Source organism: Dactylosporangium sp. NPDC049525, from assembly GCF_040676755.1.
Lineage (GTDB): Bacteria > Actinomycetota > Actinomycetes > Mycobacteriales > Micromonosporaceae > Dactylosporangium.
In genome coordinates this window covers 89259-109588 of sequence record NZ_JBFAPO010000014.1, presented here as the reverse complement: position 1 = coordinate 109588, position 20330 = coordinate 89259, and the positions used below count along the sequence as shown (strand labels likewise).

Annotated in this window: 10 protein-coding genes; 2 read left to right on the top strand and 8 right to left on the bottom strand. The window is 65.7% G+C overall.

The features are described from left to right. Positions 1-92 precede the first annotated feature (92 nt). Positions 93-500, bottom strand: coding sequence for a hypothetical protein (locus AB0K00_RS21730; RefSeq protein ID WP_363523286.1), 408 nt, complete (start codon positions 498-500; stop codon positions 93-95). Between the two features lie 1219 nt (positions 501-1719). Between AB0K00_RS21730 and AB0K00_RS21725 the strand changes: the two genes are divergently transcribed. After that, entirely contained in the window at positions 1720-2916 is a 1197-nt protein-coding gene (locus AB0K00_RS21725; RefSeq protein WP_363523285.1) for a hypothetical protein, read from the top strand. A 247-nt stretch (positions 2917-3163) separates the two neighbouring features. Here the strand turns inward: AB0K00_RS21725 and AB0K00_RS21720 are convergent, their stop codons facing one another. From AB0K00_RS21720 to AB0K00_RS21705, 4 genes are all read right to left on the bottom strand, one after another. Beyond that, positions 3164-6973: a hypothetical protein gene (locus AB0K00_RS21720; RefSeq protein ID WP_363523283.1), complete on the bottom strand. Its 3810-nt coding sequence runs from the start codon at positions 6971-6973 to the stop codon at positions 3164-3166. Positions 6974-7032: 59 nt separating this feature from the next. Further along, positions 7033-8352 (bottom strand): hypothetical protein, encoded by a 1320-nt coding sequence (locus AB0K00_RS21715; RefSeq protein WP_363523281.1) that lies wholly within the window; start codon positions 8350-8352, stop codon positions 7033-7035. A gap of 110 nt (positions 8353-8462) precedes the next feature. Beyond that, on the bottom strand, positions 8463-8591 hold the full coding sequence (locus AB0K00_RS21710) for a hypothetical protein (RefSeq protein ID WP_363523279.1): 129 nt from the start codon (positions 8589-8591) through the stop codon (positions 8463-8465). 768 nt (positions 8592-9359) lie between these two features. Next, positions 9360-9881 (bottom strand): hypothetical protein, encoded by a 522-nt coding sequence (locus AB0K00_RS21705; RefSeq protein ID WP_363523277.1) that lies wholly within the window; start codon positions 9879-9881, stop codon positions 9360-9362. Between the two features lie 106 nt (positions 9882-9987). Between AB0K00_RS21705 and AB0K00_RS21700 the strand changes: the two genes are divergently transcribed. Continuing rightward, positions 9988-11256 (top strand): hypothetical protein, encoded by a 1269-nt coding sequence (locus AB0K00_RS21700; RefSeq protein ID WP_363523275.1) that lies wholly within the window; start codon positions 9988-9990, stop codon positions 11254-11256. A gap of 712 nt (positions 11257-11968) precedes the next feature. Here AB0K00_RS21700 and AB0K00_RS21695 read toward each other — a convergent pair. From AB0K00_RS21695 to AB0K00_RS21685, 3 genes are all read right to left on the bottom strand, one after another. Further along, positions 11969-12589: a hypothetical protein gene (locus tag AB0K00_RS21695; protein WP_363523274.1), complete on the bottom strand. Its 621-nt coding sequence runs from the start codon at positions 12587-12589 to the stop codon at positions 11969-11971. An 84-nt stretch (positions 12590-12673) separates the two neighbouring features. Beyond that, entirely contained in the window at positions 12674-13348 is a 675-nt protein-coding gene (locus AB0K00_RS21690; RefSeq protein ID WP_363523272.1) for a hypothetical protein, read from the bottom strand. Beyond that, on the bottom strand, positions 13336-20184 hold the full coding sequence (locus AB0K00_RS21685; protein ID WP_363523270.1) for a polymorphic toxin-type HINT domain-containing protein: 6849 nt from the start codon (positions 20182-20184) through the stop codon (positions 13336-13338). The genes AB0K00_RS21690 and AB0K00_RS21685 overlap by 13 nt, the downstream gene beginning before the upstream one ends. Between the last annotated feature and the right edge of the window lie 146 nt (positions 20185-20330).

Below are 20330 nucleotides of genomic sequence, written 5' to 3'. Positions count from 1 at the left end.
GCGACGCTGCCGGAAGAAGAATGTGACATACAGCACGAGGCTTGCACACCAGTTGGATCACGGTCCATGCAACCGGCCTCCGAACGCCCTGGTCAACAGCTATGCCAGAACGGTAGGGTTCCGCCGAACCGAAAGCCCGCAGGGCATAGAAACCTCCGGCCAGGAGCACGATCAAGGGCACGGCCAAGAAAGTTCCGCCGAACCGAAAGCCCGCAGGGCATAGAAAACACGAAGTTGCGGCCCTCGGCGATGAACACCATGTAGGCGTATTCCGCCGAACCGAAAGCCCGCAGGGCATTTTCGCACGCGGCGGCGACGCCGTCGATGAGCAGTTGCGTCGCCATCGGCAGGTCGACCCGGAACCCGATCCTCGCAACGGGCGCGCGTTCCGCGAGCAGGAGCGGCGTGCCCTTCGGACCCCGGTGTGCAGTCCCGAACCGGCTTTGGATGACGGCGCGGCCCTCGCTCTGGCTCGATACCGCATCGACGCAGATCACCATCTGACCGGCTGTGGGCCACGCCGGCCGGAACGTACACCATAAGGGACGTCATGGTGGCGTTATGGTGCGCCGACGCGGCGCCCGGCCCGGCGACCGCCAGTGCCGCTGCCATGACCTGGCTCTGCCGAGGCGCGGAGCAACAGTCCGACGCATCCATGCCCTGGGGGCTTCCGGTTCGCCTGAACGCCACCAAGATCTATGTCGAGGTGGATGCCCACCCGTTTCTATGCCCTGCGGGCTTTCGGTTCGGTTGAACCCTATCGTTCTGGCGGGCCTTCCGACCAGGGCTTCTTCGGCCGTTTACACGGACCGTGATCCACGGTCGGGTTCGGATGATGTTCCAAACCACAAAGCTTCCTTACCACCCGACGCCACCAGCACGAATGTCGTTGCATGGACCTCGCCTTGATCGGCGCGTTTCCGCCGTTCGATGTACCGATCATCAAGCAGACCGCAGACGGGGCCGCACGTCGTGCGCGTACCTGGAGGTACGCCTCGGAATAGCGCTCCTTCTCACGCTGGTCGTCGTAGTGGAGAAGGTCTTCGGGAGGGTCACCTACCAAATGGACGAACGGAGGACCGTGGTGTCAGGAACTGTCCCTCGTCCTCGTCAAATATCAGGTAGGCGGACACGTCCGTGTGCGCGCTCCAGGCCAGACCGCACCGCAAACTCCGCCACGGTGAGACCCGCGGCAGGCACTCAAGCGTCGTGACACGCTTGAGCGACGCCAACCTCGACACCACGGTGTTCACCGCTTCCTGGCAGATCAATCGGATCGGCCGGACCTCTGACGGCCGGCACGCCGGCGGAGCGGAACCGTTGCTGGCTCCACCTGCTTGCTAGCTCGGGAGGCCGCAGTACCGCGACTGCATTTCGATGGTGGCTCCGCATCCCCAAGATCGTTACGGAGGTCACGCGCAAGGTTGATCAACAATGGGCCGACAGCAGGTCCGTGTCGGTCCACCATCCTCGCCGCCCATGCGAACCGCCGATGCTCGCTCCGTGCACGAACTCGTGCTTTGAGAAAGTCCCAAAGTCCAGTCGCGCCCAGTGCCCGAGAGGTCAGCCAACCACAGATCGCCATCACCAGTTCAGACTTCATGGGACCTCCCCCAACTCACCGGCCGTCATCGACGGCGTGGCAATCGAACCAGCCGCTCAGGCGCCACGCCCGGAGGAAGTCGCGGGGTTCCAACCATGAGGCGGTACCGTCGACCGATGCCGCGAGGAAGTATCAGCTCGGCCGACGCAGCGCTACTCGCTGCGGTGCAAGCGCAGGGTGTCACCGCGACTCCGACCCAGTTGGAGCGCTGGCGGTCCGCCGGCCTGTTGCAGCGCAATGTGCGATCTTCGCTCGGGCGTGGACGCGGCAGCGTTTCCATGGCACCGGCTGACGCAGTCGCGAGTGTGGTATGGCTGGCACAACACGGCCGCCAAGGGGCTCGGCCCTGGCATCTCGCGCTCGAGGCGTTCGCTCACGGATTGCCACTGTCGGAGCAGACGATCCGCTCGGCATGGCGCAACGTCGTGAAACGAGGCGAGCTCCCCGTTGAACGCGATCTCCCGAAGCCGAGCGACGGCGCCGACCTCAGCGAATGGGCATGGGCCGTTGCCGAGCGAAGCACCGACCAGAGCGTCAAAGCCTTGCTACCACAACGGATCCGCCAGATCGACGCGATGATCACTGCGGCCGGCGTCCCGTGGTCATCTGCCGAGTTGGCCACCTACGACCGCAGCATCGGTAACGATGAGCCGGTAACGAGGCGAGACGTTGCCGCCTATACCGTGGCGGCCGTTCTGGCGGGCGCGCCCGAACTCGTCGGACCAGCGATCGCGCCTCACGTCCGGGCGCTGATACCAGCTGGCGCCGCCAATCCGATGGCGTCCATGCTCGAGTTTTCCGAACCATCGATCCCCGATGCGACCGACCTGTACGACGCCGACGGCATCGCGCTCATCCCGAACGGAGACCTACGCAACCTGTACCGACAGCTCGTCGACGACGCCCCACTGCCGTTACTGCTGGCAAGCTGGCAGGCTGCAGCACGCCTGCAAACCTGGGCCCACGACGAGTGCAACGCAGTCGAGGCTGAGCTCCAGACCCAGACCGCCGACGGGTCAACGCTTCGATGGATGCTCGGCACAGCATTCGGACTGCACCGGTTGATGCTCTGCCTCGCCCTACGCGACCGACAGTTCGGCACACCCGAACGCGCAGAAACAGCTGTGACGCTCTTGGGCATGCACGTCGGGTTCCAACGGCTTCGAACGATCCTGCCCGACAGTGATTATCAGGTGCTGGCGCAACTGCTGCCCGACTTCCTACTCACGTTCTTCGGCTTCGCTGTTGATACCGCCGAATCACCCACGTTGAGCGCAACCGACGGCCGACCCATCCAAACCGACACACCATAACCAGGACCATGGTGGCGTTATGGTGCGCCGCTGGCTGTCTGCGCCGAGTGCCAGACACTGGGCTGCTGCGACCGATCGCCAGATGGTCTCAGCGACGGTGATGATCCCTCCACCTGCCAGAACGCCTCCCAGGCGCTGGTACAACGGCGCGATCACCGCCCACGCCGCTTCCCGTCAATCCGTCACGACGAGCCACCATACATCGATACCATCCCGACCTACATGATCGGCAGAACATACCCAAGCCTCACACGCCACCGTCTAGGCGCTCGAAGGCTGACGCCAGCGTCCGGTAGTCCTCACTTGCCGGGTGCTGCTCGCTGAGTTGCCGAGCGATGTCCAGGGCGCGGCTGCGGTGTGCTCGCGCCTCCTCCTCGTTACCGCTCAGAGCGAGCGCTTGTCCGAGGTTTGCATACGAGATGGCTAGGTCGCGTCGCAGCAGGAGGCTATCTGGCTGTGCTGCGGCGATCCGTTCGGCGATGTCGAGGCTGCGCGTCAAATGCTCCTGTGCGGCATTGACTTCGCCAAGTTGGCCGAAGAGTCCGCCGAGGCCGTCGTGGGCGATGGAGAGCTGCCGGGCGACCGACACATCATCGGGCTGGGCTGCCGCAAGTCGCTCGCTAACCGCCAGCGCCGACTCATAGTGACGACGGGCCGATTCGAGGTCGCCAATAGCCCTGTAGGTCTCCGCCAGGCGTTGATGCGAAGCCGCCAGGTCCTCCTGCAAGATTTCCTCGCCCGATCGAGCCGCCAGTCGCTCCGCTGTTGCCAGGCTGTCGTTGAAACGGCTAACGGCCTCCTGCCGATCCCCTAGGCTCGAGGCGAGGTCGCCGAGCCTCAGCTGCACGGCGATGACGGCGCGTTGCACGGCCGGGTCCCATGGATCACCGGCTACGGCCTGCTTCGCGTACGACAGCGCCCGCCGATAGGCCCGGGTCGCCTCGGTCGCGTCCCCGCCCAGACGCGCGACATCGCCGAGCCGTGTCAGCACGTAAGTCAACGCCCGGTGCGCCTGCAGGTCGTCTACGCCCCTCTTGAGATTGAGGTCGATCACCCGATCAAACGCCATACGGGCTTCGTTTAGCCGGCCCTCGGTTACCGCAACATCGCCGAGATGGGTGTGCACGATCTCGATCTCGCGGAGCACAGCGGGATCGGCGCCGGCGTGCGCGAGTCGGCGCTGACCAATGTCGAGAGCGCTTCGGAGGTAGTTCTCGGCCGCACGCAGATCACCGATCTGTACTGCCTGTTCGCCGAGCAGCCGGTACAGGCTGATTCTTACGTCTAGATCCTCTGGCCGCGCGCCGTCCGCTCGCCGGGCGACGGCAAGGGCCAGCTCAAGGTCCCGCATTGCTGCACCCGCCTCACCGGCCGCGGCCGAGAGGTCGGCTCGGGCCTGATGCGCCGCGATCAATACGTCGCGCACCTCGGCGGTGCCTGGCCGGTCATGGTCGGCGGCGTCCGCTAGGGCAATAAGTTGGTCAAGACGGATCCGGGCGCCACGCCGGTCACGGGTACGGAGTGCGGCTACGGCCGCCTGCCAGTGCAGTCGTAGCAGCGACGCATTGCCCGCTTCCCCGTCCTTCAGCTGTTCGACTAGGGTGAGCAAGTCACGGCCGACCGCCGCGCTGTCGCCGTCCTGTGCCAGGGCGCGAGGAACGGCCTCCAGTACCGCCTCGGTCGCGTCCCGCCAGTGGCCCATGGCCATCGCGAGGTGACGGACCCGCGACCGTGCCCAGTCGGCGTCGTCGGACCGACCGGCGATGTCGTACACCTTGGCCAGCAGCCCTAGGCCGAGCAGCTCGTTCGGCTGGTCGTGTGCATCCCGCGACCCGGCCACCACCCGTTCTAGCAGGTCGATCGCCGCTTCGGCGGAGCCGGCGGCAATGAGCAGGTCGGCCAAGTCGCGGCCGACTGCAGCGACTTGGGAGCCGGCACCGAGCGACTCGAGCAGCTGGTGGGCCTCCTCAAGGCTCTTGCTGGCTGCGCTGAGCGCTCCGACACGAGCCAGGAGCCGGCCCCGGCCAGCCAGCGCGTCGGCCACCGTCCGGAGGTCGCCCAGCTGCTGGGCCGTGCCGATGGCCGCGTCGAGAGCGTCGAGGGCATTCTGCTCATCGCCAGCGGCCGCGTAGGCGATGCCCAGCTCGTACCGAATGCGAACCTGGTGTCGGAGGTCCCCCGTCCGCTTGGCCAGGGCTAGCGCCCGGTGCAGGTGGGCCACCGCACGGCCTGGATTCTCGTCTTGGGTGAGCCGCGCAAGACCGACCAACGAGCGGCCCTCGCCGGCCGGGTCGTCGCTCGCCCGGTACGCGTCGACCGCGCGGGTCAGTGCTTGCGCAGCCAGGGCAGGCTCGCCGGCCCGCCGAAGTGACTCGCCGATCAACTCAAGGGCGACGGCGGTATCGGAGTCTCCCCCCTCAGAGCCCCGGACCAGCGGGGCCAGAGTCGCGACGGCCTCCTCAGGCCGGTCGAGGTCAAGGTAGGCGCGGGTCAGGCGGGCCCACGGGCCGGGGTCCTCTCCCACGGATGGCTGGCCCTCAAGCAGGTGGCGGACCCGGCTCAGCGCGCCGATGGCGTCATCAACGTTGCGAACATGCCTATAACACTCGGCGGCGGCCAGTAGCCCATCGATCTCGACGTCGGCGTCGCCGCCGCTGCGGGCGAGGCGAACAGACTCTTCGAGCCCCGAGATGGCGCGGTCGAAGCGGCGCTGAGCCAGGCTGAGCTTCGCAGCCACGATGAGCTGGCCAGCCAGCAGGACAGGATCGCCAACGGCGCGGGCCTGCAGCACTGCCTCCGCCGCCGTGGCGTCAGCCTCGTCGATCGCGCCCCGCCGGAAATGGTCCATCGCCAGCTGGCCGAGTGCCCTGGCCTGGGCGGACCGGTCGCCGCGGCGCTGTGCGGCGGCGTGGGCAATCTCGTCAAGGGTGCGCAGGTCCTCCCACCGGTTGAGGATCTCCGCGCAACGGCGGAGGTGCTCGATGGGCGCGAGGACACCGCTAGTTGCGATGTGGGCGAACCGGCGCGCCGCCTCGCGGACTAGCGGCCAGTGCCGGTCGAGCCAGACAAGGTCGGCTGGCGTCGCTCCGTCGCTACTGGCTCGCCGGCCGACGAGGGCAACTAGCGAGGCTAGGTGCTCCTCCCCGGCCGGTGCACGGAATCTCGCGCCCGCGGCCTGTGCGACCGCCGGACGCAGAACCAACTCACCGGAGGCCGCGTGATCTAGCACCCCGGCCGCCTCCCATGCGGCAAGGCAGTCCCGCATCGGCGCCCCGTCTAGGCCCCATACGGCGGCCGCGATGGCCGGATCGGCAGAGCCGCCGACGTCGGCCAGGAGCCGGAGCTGCTCCAGCAGCGTCGCCTGGGAACGGCCGGTGTCGGTGCCGACCCGCTGCAGCGCGATGTCCAGCCCGAACTGCACCGGTTCCCGATGATTGCTCAAGTCGGTGTGCGTCAAGCCTCGCGCCGCCAAGTGCAGGGCCAGGGGAACGCCCGCGCACCGCGCCAGCACCTTGTCAGCGACCTCCATGGGCCCAAACCGGGCCAGCATCTTCCGGCCGTCGTCCGGGTGGAGCCGACTCGCCTGCACCATCGATCGGACCCGCCGCAGGCGCTCAGCCGCAATGACGCAGCGGGCGCCGGCGAGGTGGGTCGCCGCTTCCTCGACGGCGTCGGTGCGGCCGGCGACGTCAAGGACGATAATGTCGTCCGGCGTCGTGACGGCTCGCAAATGCTTGATTTGCTCGTCGAGCGTCGGCGGCAGCGAGTCGAATGCGACCCCGAAGGCGACCAGCAGCTCCCGGATGACGTCATGGAGCTGCCAGCGCTCGTCAAGGTCGTCGACCACCACGAGACGGCCGCCCGGATGTGCCTCGGCCCACCTCCGAGCGATCAGCCCTGCGAGCGTGGACTTGCCTGCTCCGGGCTCGCCGACCACCCCCAGGGGTCGCGGCGACGACTCAAGCGTCCGGAGTGCCTTTGTCACCTCGTCCTTCCTGCCCAGCACCTCGCCGAGGTCGAGGACGGCGGGACCGCGCCGGTCCGCGCGCATGGCCATGCGGACCTCCGGGGCGGCGCGGAGGCGGGGCTCGCCGAGAGCATCCGGTCGTGGGTAGGTCATGACTCGAGGTCCAGCGGGTCGTTGGCCGCCAGGTCGTTGGTCGGGTCGAAGTCGGTGGCGAGCCAGGGCCACTCGGTTCCGCTGAAGCGGCGATAGAACAGGAACGACTGGTCGACCACAAACAGTCGCCGGCTGGCCCTGTTGTACATGAGCACCACGGGCTTGACGCCGATCTTGCTCTGCAGTCGGTCGATGCGGTGTAGCGCCTGGGTGAGGTCGGCGGAGCGGATCGGCGCCGGGGCCGTGCTGTTGACCCGGTCCAGCAGATCGGCCTGCGCGAGCCCGGGACGCAGGTCGGCGTCGTCCGCTTCGGAGACCGCCCGCAGCACATGCTTGTAGATCTCGAGTCCTTGGTTGAGCCGGCGCAGTCCGCGCACGAAGCTGTCGATGAACAGCTCAAAGCGTCCACCCATCGACTCAGCAACGGCGAGCCGGGCCCGGTCCAGGCTCGCGCCCGGCGTCAGGAAGGGCGCGTCCGAGCGTTTACCGAAAATGCCCTCCTCCCGACAGAGGCTCTCAGCCAGTCGCTGCAATAGCCCGACGTTGTTGTACGCGTCGAGCACCAGCGTTCGGCGCAGCGACTCGGTCATCGAGATGGCGAGCTCCCGGTTGCCAACCTTGAGCACCTGGTCGAGATCGGCATCACTCCAAGTCAGATGGATGTCCTCGACTCGGCCCTCGAGGTCGCCGTTGTAATAGGCAAGCAGATGGTCGGTGGGCCAGACGCCGATGACCACGGGGAACACGCCGTAGTCTCCGAGCGCCTTGAATAGGTAGGCAGCCTCGCGCCGGTTCTCCTCTGACACGTAGTGGAAGTCCTCGACCACGAGCGTCTTCTCGGACGCGAGCAGTACCCGGGAGACCCAGCCGAGGTCGGCCGGCGTCTGGCCCAGCGGTTGCGACTCAAGTTCGTTCTGTCGCGCGGCTTTGCCAGCGATTTTGGCGGCGATACCGAGCTTGGTCAGGATCTTCACGCCGAGGTCGCCTGAGCCGGAGAATTCCATCGTGCCCTCGTAAGTGCCGACTGTCTTGCGCTTAATCTCGCAGCGGATGTTCAGTGCGCCGAGCGCCTGCCGGATGATCTGCTCTGGGTCGGTGCCGGGCTGGCATTGCACGACGATGACGTCGTCGGTGTTGAGCAGCCGGGCCCGGAGCCACGACTTGCCCTGCTTGGAGTCGCCGTGGACGACGACGTGCCGACCGGCCCCCAGCAAATACCGCAGCTTCTCGTCGAGCCCGCCCCGGTCGACGTAGGAGCGCGGGTTCACATTTGGCCGGATGCCGAACACGTCCGACAGACGGGTCTGGCCGAACATTGGGCCTCCTTCGAACGCGCGCCACGGCACTCCGAACCATAACGGCTCCGCGCACATCTCCGAACGCTGCGTAACGTGTCGCCTCACGTATCGCGCGGAGCGCAGGCGGGCTAACACAGTTCGACGTGGGCGAGATCGGGGGGATAGACGATCACTTGCAGGTCCCAGTGAGCGTGGAACGCAGTGACCGCGACGAACGACAGCAGCACGAGGTCGACGAGGTTAACCAACCCAAGCATTCAAGCATCTACACCAGAATGCCGCTTATGATGCTGTCGCCCATCGACGGCTGGGCGAGCCGATCGCAGTGTTGGAGCAGCAGGAAGATCGCTGCCGAGAATTTGACTGCGACCGAGGGATCAAAACAAACGTCGATGGTTCATGTAGCGCGGCATCCGGCACAATCACCTTCGCCACAAATCGCTCAGATGCAGGGCAATCTGGCCAGCGCACTGAGTTCAGCTACTCGTGTATACACTGGACCCAGAAGTGCGGCTGGAGTATTAGGACGTATCGTCTTGAAAAAGCAGATGCGCCACCGGGAAGGGCTCCCAGCGACGCATCTGCTACGAGGTTCCCATTGCGTGACCTAGTTTTGGCGACAGATTCATACCGGTGACCTGGCTAGTGACTTCCGAAGCTTATAGTCAGGATTGCGACCACTCTGTGCTCGTCCCCGCCGGCAGCCGCAGTGTACGCATTGTTGTATTGGTAATCGGCTCGTGCCTTGCTGGTTAGCTCGTAATGATGCGTTCTGGACCAACGAGGACCCCTAGGGTTGCCAGCCTTACCCTTGAGGATCGTGATGTTTGCTATCCCGGATGGTTCGCCTGGGGTCACGGCCAGATGATCCCAGAACTGCTGCGCCTGTTGGATTCCGACGCGCTGGATCAGGTCGTCGTAATGGCTCTTGAAACTCTTGTGGACCAGCACCCTGTACAGCGGCGCCATGTTCGGCTTCGCCAGTGGCCGCTTCGCCGGCTGTAAGGGATCGTAGGCACTGCCAGTCAATTGTCTCGACCATCGCTTACACTCCCAGCATCTGACCCTTCAACGGGATCGATGAAGACGCCGTCCGGCCGCGATACTTCGGTGAATGCCTCCGCATCATGCGAGCCCAGGAGAACCTTACGGCGTAGAGGGTCTTCGAGCTGACGCGCAGTGGTCCGCCATGCTTGGACGCAAGCATCCAAGCTGTCGGTACTACGGTCAGCATGAGCAGTAACGAGAACCTCGTGCAACTCATCCACGAACAACTGAAGGTCTTCGAGGTCGAACGTTCGCAGCCATGCGAGTTCTCCCAGGTCACTAACCGTTGGCACTACACCTCGCCGCAGTAGTTCAGTGAGCCGAAGCTGCGCGGTCGACCACTTCGCCATCACTTCAAGCCATTCGAGATCACTCTCAGGCAACATCACAAGACTGGTGCCGTCCTTGTCGCGCAGGCGGGCGCGGCCAGACCGGGCGGCCTGCAGGAACTCCACGCGACGGTTCCCTGCTAGATCACTGCTCTGGAAGATCGTATCCATGGTTGTGGCCTCCTGATGCATACGATACTATACAGGATCTTACGATTTCGCTAGCCCTTCACCATCACGGCCACCCCGACAGTGGCCCATCGCTTCAGGGAGCGGCATGTCCAGCGAGCCAGGGCACGCGTTTGATGCCCGCAAGATCTGGATGTCCGAATCAGGCAAAGCACTGGACCAATGGCGCCTGGTAAGTCTTGTGACCGCTCTGCGCGCCGTACTGCAGGAAGGCCCACAGGGCGACGGGGGCGGTCCCGTCTCCCAGGCATGTCCGGATGCGGGGCAACGCTTGACGTTCCTGCGGTCGGTGATGGAGGAGCTTACGGACCGGGGCCTCGATGCCGACTCCCTCATTCGATATGGGCTCTTGCCGGAGGTGCTAGCTCCGCCGCTAGGCGAGCTGATCATCGGTGAGCTGCTCGGGTCAGAGCCAGGAAGGCCCGGGCGAGCCGACCTCAGTGGCTGGCGTCACGCGTTCGGCCTTGAAGGTAGCCGCGGGGAGGCATTCAGCCAGGCGCTCCACACGCCTGCCGACTTCGAGGAAATGATCAAGCACGCCATCGGGAATGCGCTCAATGATGCATCCTCCGCTCTGGGCCTTGTCGCCCAGTGGATCTTCACGGCAAACATCGAACGCATCCTTTCCCTAGACGCACCAACACCTCTGGAGTTGCAGACGGCACTGGCCGATGCCTACGGCATGGACATGAGCCTCCACGCCGAATACAGATGGATCGTCGACCGATTCTCCACAACGTTTTTCGGACAATGGTCCACGGAATCGCTACATCTGGAGTACCGATGGATACAGGGCATGGGAACGCCTCCCTGCCGCGTACTTCTAATGCAGGAACGCACGATCGTGCTGACCGAAATTGCCTTGGAGATTGCGCAGCGTGCCGTCCACGAGCCTTCACGGAGTGAGGCCGCGAACCGCCTGACGGCCCAGGTTCAGAGGCATGCCAGGTCGTTCCTGCGAGAAGGCCGACGTCAAGAGGCAGCCGCCCTGTTCGAATTTGTGTGCCGCGAACAGCCCGAAAATGCCGACGCGCTCAATAACCTTGGCTTCTGCCTGCTCCCGCAGAACCCGAAGGTCGCCCTGGAGCATCTGGAGAAAGCAAGCCGTCTCGCCTACACGCCACGCATCGTCAACATCTACAACAAGATGTGCTGCCATATCAGCCTCGGTCGGCCTCATCTGGCAATCCAGGAAGCGGAGCGCTATTGGCAGGACGCCACTGAACAGGCGCCTGTGGCTGCCACCCTCTGGGTGCCGGACACCTCGGGCGAGTGGGCGATCCACGAGGTGTGGGACACTCGCGAAGAACTCGCCGCTCTCACGAAGCACGCGCACCATCTCAACGCCGATACCTGACGGCGGTTGCCTCGCATACACCATAGGAGGCGTCCCGGTGGCGTTATGGTGCGCCGCAGCGTATCGCTTGCCCGGCGACCACCGGCATTGCTGCTCTGTGGACCTGAGCTCCGCCGGCGCGCCGAGAAGTCATTCGGCGCATCCTTTGTCCCAGCAGCTTGTCGGGTCACCTGAACCCGACGCTGAGTCGGCCAAGATCTACAGCACACTCAGTTTGTTTCTATGCCCTGCGGGCTTTCGGTTCGCCTGAAACCTACCGTTCCGGCAAGGCGTCTGAACAGCGCATCTTCGGGCTGTATACATGAACCGTGATCGACTGCTGGGCTTGAGTCGCGCTCCAGATCCTAAGGTTCCTTACCAACCGGTGCTACCAGCACGAACGCGTTGCATGGTCCTGGCCTTGATCGAGGCGTTCGCGGCGTTCGATGTACCGATCATGACGCCTTCGCCGGCGTGACCGGCCGCCGAGCGGCTGTCCCCTCTGCCGGGCGGCGCTGCGGAACGCGTCGTCCCTTGCCACGTCGAGCGTGGGCCCGGTGACGGGTTGATGGTGCGGCGCCTCGTGGCACGCCGTGATGTGACGTACCCACATGTACGGCTGTACCGACACCTGCAGGGGTGCGTCGTATGCGATGGTCGCACAGCAAGATAGCCGCCTGTGCGCCGTGTTTGGGTACGGTGCAGGGCAGCTGGTGGTATCACAGGGCACCGGTCATGCGGTGTGCGGACGCCACGGTAGATGAGTGGTGATCATTGGGTCGCCTTCCAGGAACCCGACGAAGGCCCGCACCACGTCCTCGATGTGTGTGAAGTCGGTGGTGAAATGCTGATCGGGTGCGCCGTCGCGCCGTTCGACTGCGTACCAGCCCGCTCGCGTGCCGGCCTGTTCGCCTAAGGTGACCTTGACAGACCATTCGTCGGCTCTGGTGAGCACCGCGTATCGGTTACCCGGCGACAGATGCACCAGAACTCTGCGGACCAGGTCGGCGTCCGGGTCCCGGAACGGACGCCCGTGCTCGGAGGTCAGCTCGAAGCTCCACGACTCGCGAAACGGCGTCCGCAGCTGGTTCCACTGTGGGTCGTAGCAGATCAAGCCGTGTTCTTCCGCCAACCGGGCAGCGAACTCCGACGTCTCCTCGCAGCGGCTCCACACCATCCCGAAGTAGATCAGCGGTCCCCGCGCCTCGTTGATGAGGGGCCCGGCCGCCCAGGGACTGTCACGCCCGACATCGGCGCCGAGATCCGGGTATCTGTCCAGCAACGCGTCCACGTATGCGGCGACCCGGGTCACCGGTGCCACGGGACTGTCCGACCCCATGTAGAGGTCGTACAAGCGGTTGAACTCCGCGCGCGCCGTGAAGTCGTTGGAGGGCGGGTCACCCTCCCAGACGGCAAGGTCGTATGACACGCGGCGATCCTACGCAGCTGGCCCGGCGGCATCCGCGCCGTACCCGAAATGCGCCGCGAAGGCCTCAACGAATGAACGCGTCCGGTCACGCAACACCCCAGGCGGCATCCGAGCGACGAACGCCACGTAGTCATGCAACGTCTGTGCCGCTTCCTCGCTCGCTCCCGATACCGCCAGGGCAACAGCCAAGTTGCCGACAAGTATCTGGTATCCCTTGTCGGCGCGCATCCATGAGATCAGGTCCTCCAGATCCCGGAACCTGTTCAGATACGCCATGCCGTGAATTTTGATGTTCCCGAACATGGCGTCGACAGCTGGTTCGACGTCGGACCGGGACTCGATCGTCCATCCCACAGCGGACTGTTTGAGGTCCCCTCCCGCTCTGACCAACGTCGCCAGGGTCGTGCCGAACAAGGACGTATCTCCTGCGCCGCTCCAAGACCGGCCAGCGAAGGCAGCAGCAAGCCGGCTCACGTCCACATGGGCAACCTCCAACGACGGGCTGAACCGGACTCCGCCGAAGGAGAGCGGCAGCGACGTCAGTGCGATGCTGTGGATGACGTCGTTGGGCCGGCTCAACGTCAACGTCGGCGTTTCCCGGCCGGCCTCATCCCACAACTGCCAGCCACGCTCGACGAATGCCGCTCCTATGCGGTCCACCACTTCATCCCTCAAGGCCTGCATACTGGGCACCATCGCCGTTCCGAAGTAACGTCCATCTGAATGAAATCACCCGGCTTGAGACCTGGAACTTTATCCGTGCGGATCTCCGCACCAAAGTAGTCGAGCTGGGGATAGCCAATTTCCTGATTATCAGTGTACTTGCCAGCGTTGCCTTTGGATTCGAACGCTTCCCATCTCCCGCCTGGCTTCCTGGCAACGAAGTCCGCCCTGAAAGGCGTACCGTCGATGGTAACAAATGACACTTCCTCGATGATGTCGACGTAACCTTCAGCCAGCTTATCGTCGATCATCTGCATCTTAGCCAGCATGCCGTGGTCGATTGTAGGGTCTACCGGGCATTTGCCGATGGGCGCGTTGTGCACCAGCACGAACGCGGATCCGGCCAGGACGTAATAGGTGTGGCTGATGTCGACTGTGAGGTTGTACATCGTGGCGGTGCCCGTGAAATTGGCGACCGCGACGACGAGCTCGGCGGCATCGTCATCTGTGAGCAGCGCCTCACCCGGCTGTAGTTCGCCCGCGTCCACCCAGTCGTGCCGCGTGTCGCTCCAGAACGGGTGGTTCTGCGTGGTGTGCACGACGGCGACTACACCGCCGGAGTCGAGGACGGTCAGGTCCGCGAGGTCGGTGTCCCGGTTCTCGTGCAGCTGGGTGACGCTGCGGGACGGGTGCTCGCCGGTGCTCGGCTCCCCAGCGGCGACGACGTCACCGACGGCGATCTCCACAATGGGCTTCGATGTGCCGTCCGCCATCAGCACGGGCGTGTCGGGTGTGAACGACGAGCACCTCGAGGCCCTTGCCGCCGCGGCGGCCCGAGCCCGGGCGCGGGCCGCTGCGGCTGCCTCCTCCTCCCCTGCGATGACCGCGACCTCGGCGTAGTCCGCAGCCGCCTCGGCCGGTGGGGCGATGAGCAGGGCGATGTCGATCGGGACGAAGATGACGACCTCGAACAGCACCAGGAACTGCATGCCCGCGTCGATCGCGCAGGCGAGCTTGTCCGCGGAGCAGTCGATGGTCGATGCGGCTGGATGGCAGCAGAGCCCGCCCGCGGGGTTGTGCAGCGGTGACTTGTTGTCGGCACTGCACGGGAATCCGACGAGGCAGATGTGCGTTTTGGCCTTCGGCTTGCAGCTGACGGACTTTCCGCACCCGGTCACGGTCGTCGCGGTGTACCAGCCGACGTAGCACGACTTGTGCTTCGGGTTGTCGTTGCAGTTCGGGTGGTAGGCGGGACTGTCCTCGGCCGCGTGGTCGGTCCACAGACCGGTCGGGTCGCTGTGCGTGATCGGGTTGTTCGAGGCGTACGCATACCCGCCGAGCTGTTGCGGATCGGAGGTGTCCAGCGCCTCGTCGACGCTCACGAAGCTCCCGATGACGGGGTCGTAGTGACGTGCCCCGACAGCGATCAATCCGGTGGACACGTCGGTCGGCCGGTTGAGGAAGCCGTGGTTGTCGGGTGCTGCGGCGGCCGTGCCGCGTGGGCCGCCGTACGGCGTGCTCTGACGCCAGGATGGGGTCTGCGCGGTGTAGTTGAGGTAGACGGTCGGGGTGCCGTGCATGTCGCTGAACTGGAACGTGACCGCGGTGCTGGTGGTGCCGGTGCGGACCGCCGTACCACCGCCGGGGAGCGCATAGTAGCGGGTGCCACTGACGATGCCCGTCGCGGTGTCCAGGGTCAGCTGCTGCCCCGGCAGGTACAGGACGGTCGAGCCGGGGTCCTTTTGCAGGAGCAGGTCGCCGTCCGGGCCGTACACATACTTGCTCGCCCCGGCGGTCCCGCCGGTGACGTCGGTCAGTTTTCCGGCGTCGTTCCAGATCAGGGTCTGGTTTCCCTGGGCGGCGTTGCGGGCGACGGTATTACCGGCCAGGTCGTAACCGTAGGAGGTGCTCCCGGTCGTGGCGCCGGTGGTCGTGGTACCCCTCAGCGTGTGCGGCTGGCTGGCGACGTAGGTGTAGTCCGTGTCGATGTCACCGGCTGCCACGGCGCCGTACTGCGTCTGGTGGGCGCGACGGCCGATGGTGTCGACGGTCCAGGCGGTCCAGTAGCTGCTGGACGTGCCGAGACTGTCGCCGACCATGCTGCGGTCCGTCGGGGTCGGCGTGGTGGCGCAGTTGTCAGTGGCGGTCCACGCGTTCGTAAGCCGGTCGAGGTTGTCGTAGGTGAAGCACTGGGTTTCCGTGGGCGTGCTGGCGCCGAGCCGGGTGCTGGCCTGCCTGGTGAGGTTGCCGGCCAGGTCGTAGGTGTAGGCCTCGTTGTCGATGTTGGCCGGTGTACCGGCCTGCCTGCTGATCAGCTGGTTGGTGATCCTGCCGGAGTGCTCGTCGTAGGTGTTGGTGAGGTACGACAGGTTCGGGCTGGCGCCGAGGACTCCCTGGGTGGGCCGGCCCCACGCGTCGTACGTGGTGCTGACGGCGTAACCGGTCAGCCCGCCGAGCCCGTTCGGCAGACCTCCGGCGGTGTAGGTGTGCAGCACGGTCTCGGCGGGCAGACCGTTGCGCCCCGGGTAGATGTCCTTGAGCGGCAGGCCGAGGTTGGTCGTGTAGACGTGGCCGTAGACGTAGTCGCCGCCGAGCACGCCTTCGCTGCTGGAGACGGAGACGGTGAGACCCGTCGACTCGCCGAAGACGTTGAAGTCCTTCTCCTGCGAGGTGATGTACGCGACGCCGTTCACGTAGCCGATGGACGTCGTGAGCTTGCCGATCGCGTGCGTGACACCGGCGACACTGTTGGAGTTGTCGTAGTACCAGGCAGCCGTCTTGTTCGCTGCGGTCTGGCCGGCGGACGGCGCGTTGTACTGGAAGGTCTTCCGGTTGAGCGCGTCGTAGGTGTACGAGATCGTCTTCGTGCGTCCGTCGGTGATCTGCGTCAGGTTGCTGTTCTTGTCGTACGCCATGCTCTGCGACCCGGCGTCGGGGTCGGTGCTGCTGACGCGCTGGCCGAGGAGGTTGAAGGTCGACGTCCACGTGTTGCCCGCAGCGTCCTTGGTGCTGTTCTGGTGGTTGCGGTTGTCATAGCCGTACGTGACCGCGTTGGTAGTGCCGCCGGTGACCGTCCAGATGCCGGTGAACGGGTTAGCCGGGGTGTGCAGGGTCGGCGCGGCGGCGTACTGGTCGATCTCGACGTTGCGGCCGGCCTTGTCGGTGATGGTCCGCTGGACGACGCCGCCGGTGGGTGGGATGACGGTGGTCTGGTCGCCGTTGCGGACCGTAGTGGTGCTGGAGACGACGACGCCCTTGTTGAGCTTGGTGCCGACGACGACCCGGCCCAGCCCGTCATAGGTGTACTGGTCCTGGTCGGTGACCATGACGTTCAGGTCGGTGGCCGAGGCGATGGCGGTGCCGGGGATGTTCGCCGGGTCCCACCAGTTGTTGTAGGTCGCCCGGGTCCAGCCGCGGGAGTCGTAGAAGGTGTCGGTGATGACGCGGCCGGTGCCGAACGCGGCGCTGGTCTGGGTCTGGCGCGTACGCAACTGCGCGTCGTAGATGACCACGGACGGCAGATAGCCGCTGCCGCCGCCTTCGAGGAGTTGGTTGGTCGTGGCCGCGGTGGTGCCGGTGTTGGACACCACGTAGCTGAAGGTGTAGTTCGCCGGCAGGCTGGTGGAGCGGGAGTTGGTCCATACGGCGCTGGCCCGGCCGAGCGCGTCGAAGGTCTGGGTGGTCACCACCGCGTTCGGGTCGGTGACGGTCAGCGTCGCACCGCGGGCCGGGTCGAAGGTGGACGTGACGGCCTGGTTGAGGGCGTTGGTGGTCGTCGAGCCCACCATCAGACCGGCCGACATCGTGTATGTGGTCGTGGTCTTGTTGTCGTTGGCGTCCCAGGCGGTGAGCGGCCGGCCGTAGTTGTCGAACGCGCCCCGGGCCCTCGTCTGGTAGTTGGTGGCGTCGATCGCCTGCCGCACCATAGTGACGTCGCCCTTGGTGGGCACGCCGGCCTGCGGGAACGTGGTGGTGTAGTTGGTCTGGTCGTCGAAGAACGTCTGGGTGTCGCTGACGACCTGAGCCGGTCGGCTCACCGACGCGGGCGCGGTGAGGGCGTTGACGGAGGCAGGCACCGACGCCGGGGTGCCCTGGGTGAAGTGATTGCAGGCGACGCTGTCGGTCTCGACGCGCGCAGTCAGACCCACGAGGTTCTTGGTGGTGTTCGCTGCCGCGTAGGTAGTGGTGGTGCAGTTGTCGTACGCCGCATCGGCCGGGACCGTGTGGCTGTAGCTCGCGGTAGGGAGGCCGAAGTTCGCGTCCGTGATGGTCGCGTCGTAGGTGGTGTCTTCCTCGGTGTATCGCCAGACGGTGCTGCCGGTCGACGTCAGTGCCTGCCGGGTGAACGTCTCCACGGGTGCGACCCAGTTGGCGGTCAGCGGTTGCAGCCCGGTGCGGCTGCGGGTGGCGGTCGCCGCGGAGATCCAGTACGAGGTGATGGTGGAGGAGTCGACGCCACCGTTCTCACCGAGGTAGCTGGTGGTCTCCAGGACGTTGCCGGCCAGGGCGTTGGCATCGTCGTGCTGGCCACCGGCGGAGTCGGTCAGGGTCACCGCCGTGGTGTTGTTGTTGTTCGACATGCCGCGGTAGTAAGTGTTCTCCGTCTGCGTACGCGGATCGTTGGTGAGGTCGCCGACGAAGGTCTTGACGGAGCCGTAGCCACGGAACTGGCCGTAGGTGCGGTACTTCTGCTGCACGACCTCGTTGTCGTCGTAGTGCCACCCGGCCCCACCGGAGAACTGGTAGCTCGTGGTGGTCGCTGGCGCCCCGCCAGTCGGGTCGGTGACCGTGACCTTGTCGACGACGTACTTGTTGAACCAGTCCCGGTACGGATCGGCGTACCCCTGCGGCGTCCAGTACACCGGGTAGCACGAGGAGGTGTTGGTGGCCGGGTCGATGGTCACCGGGGCCGTGCACGGGTTAACCAGGGTGTAGGAGGCGGTGATCACCGCACCGGTCTCGGTGGTGACGCTGCTGATCCGGAACCGGTCGAGCTCGGGGAAGTCCGCGGAGCTGACCCGGTTCGGCATCGACTGCGTCGGAGTGAACGTGACCGCGGGCAGGGTGATCGCGGTGCTCGGCGAGGCGTTGGGGGCCGAGCCGGTCCGGGTGACCGACGATAGCCACAGCGCTGGCGAGGTCAGGTCGTGCGGCGCGGGCAGCGTCTGGCTGAGTGCGTAGGTGTCCACCGGTTTGTACTGCGTGCTGGCGGCAACGTACTGCTGGGTGACGATCGAGGTCAGCCGCAAGGTCGAGAACATCGACGGCGACCTGGCGGCGCAGGAGCTGCCGCTGGCGCAGATCAGGTCGACCGGCACGTCGGGCCAGTTCACCGCGTTGGCGGTGGTGAGCGCGCAACTGCCGGAAAGGCAACGCGGCCCGGGGTTGAATATCACCATGTTCGGCGGTGTGGCATAGGCGTTGCCGTCGGTGAAGCCGTAGTCGATGTGATCCAGGTAGCTGTCGCGGACGTAGACGGTGTTCGTCGTACCGTTGTACCGGCCGTAGTAGTTGGTGTCCTGCTTGTAGAAGTACGACATGGCGTTGCCGTGCACATCCACGACGTAGTCGAGATGCCACTTGTACGCCATCGTGCACACCGACAGCGAATAGGTCGCGTTGTAGCACGGGTCCAGGTGCGTGGCGTCCTTCGGGTGCGCGGAGTAGACCGGTTCGTAGTCCACGGAGTTCGTCGCGGCCTTGCCGCTCACCCAGCCCGGGAGGTGGTTGCGGCCGAAGGAGTACTGCGTGCCGTCGCGGGTGGTGACGGTCCAGTAGTCGGTGTTGTAGGTGCCGGTGCCGTTGTTCGAGTTGGTCACCTGGGTGATGACCTCGCCGTTGTCGTCCTGCGGCTTCCACACCGACTTGGCGGCGTCCCAGATCAGCGAGCTCGAGGAGCCGCCCAGCGACATCGTCAGGATCGGCCCTGCATAGCACGTGTCCGACGTGACGACCGGCGGTGGGGAACCCTCCGGCTTGTCGGCGCAGGAGACGAACGTCTGCTCGATGTAAGAGTCGGGCGTGGACCAGCCGTCACCGACCCAGGAGGACTGCGCTCCCGTCGCCGACGTCTGTCCGTCGACGGCGCTGGAGTTGTACGACAGCGCTAGGCTCGGCACCAGCTTGGACACTGCTGGCGGCACGACGATCGGGTTGCTGTAGGTGAACGCGCCCGTGCTCGACCCCGCGGTCCAGCTGCCGGACGGCTTCAACCCGGTCGCGGCGTAGTTGCCCGCCGCACCGCCCTCCTGGCCTGGGTCGCTGCTCGCTGACGCCGCCAACACCATCGGCTGCATACCCTCCGCGGCGGAGGCGGACATCAGGCTCGGCGACATGGGCGTCGCAGATGTGCCAGTCAGCGTCACGGTTGCGGCCAGCCGTTTCGCCGTCGGTTCGTTCGACGAGCGCAACGGTGTGGCTGCACGGCACTCCGCCAGCTGAGGCGAGGTGAGTGCACATGCCGGCAGTTGCACCAGTCGTAGCCGGCTGCCGTAGTTGCCGCCGTATGCCTGGGCGAACGAGGTGTAGTCGAGACTGACCCGGACGTCGCCTCGACCGTTCTGCTGCGGCGTCAGTGACAGCAGCACCCCGTTGACCCCGGCAGCACCGGCCGCGTGCTGGTCGTGGACGCGGACCTGCACCTGGCGCGGCCCGGCGTAAGTACCGTCGGACGCTACGACCGGTGCGACCGTGACCGGGAGGGCTCCGGCCTGCACCGCCTGGACCTGTTTGGCACCGCCTGCCGGCACTGTCATCGCAACGTCCGCCGTGGCGACGGCGGGCCAGGCGGTGGCCGTGGCGTGGAAGGGCGTGGAGGTGTCCTTGGGCGGCGCGAAACTGGTCGGAGCTTTGGTCACGTTGTGCACCGCCGGACCGGCGGGAATGGCTGGCGCTTGTCGGGGCGGCAGCGCCCAGGCCGGCGTTGGCACGGGCTGCAGGAACGATGCAACCAGGACCGCAGCGACAACAGCCGCCCGGTTACGGCCTCGCTGGCGTCCATCAG

Coding starts and splice junctions, on each gene's coding strand:
- AB0K00_RS21730 (WP_363523286.1), bottom strand. CDS start 500: ATGGTGATCTGCGTCGATGCGGTATCGAGCCAGAGCGAGGGCCGCGCC.
- AB0K00_RS21725 (WP_363523285.1), top strand. CDS start 1,720: ATGCCGCGAGGAAGTATCAGCTCGGCCGACGCAGCGCTACTCGCTGCG.
- AB0K00_RS21720 (WP_363523283.1), bottom strand. CDS start 6,973: ATGGCCATGCGCGCGGACCGGCGCGGTCCCGCCGTCCTCGACCTCGGC.
- AB0K00_RS21715 (WP_363523281.1), bottom strand. CDS start 8,352: ATGTTCGGCCAGACCCGTCTGTCGGACGTGTTCGGCATCCGGCCAAAT.
- AB0K00_RS21710 (WP_363523279.1), bottom strand. CDS start 8,591: ATGCTTGGGTTGGTTAACCTCGTCGACCTCGTGCTGCTGTCGTTCGTC.
- AB0K00_RS21705 (WP_363523277.1), bottom strand. CDS start 9,881: ATGGATACGATCTTCCAGAGCAGTGATCTAGCAGGGAACCGTCGCGTG.
- AB0K00_RS21700 (WP_363523275.1), top strand. CDS start 9,988: ATGTCCAGCGAGCCAGGGCACGCGTTTGATGCCCGCAAGATCTGGATG.
- AB0K00_RS21690 (WP_363523272.1), bottom strand. CDS start 13,348: ATGCAGGCCTTGAGGGATGAAGTGGTGGACCGCATAGGAGCGGCATTC.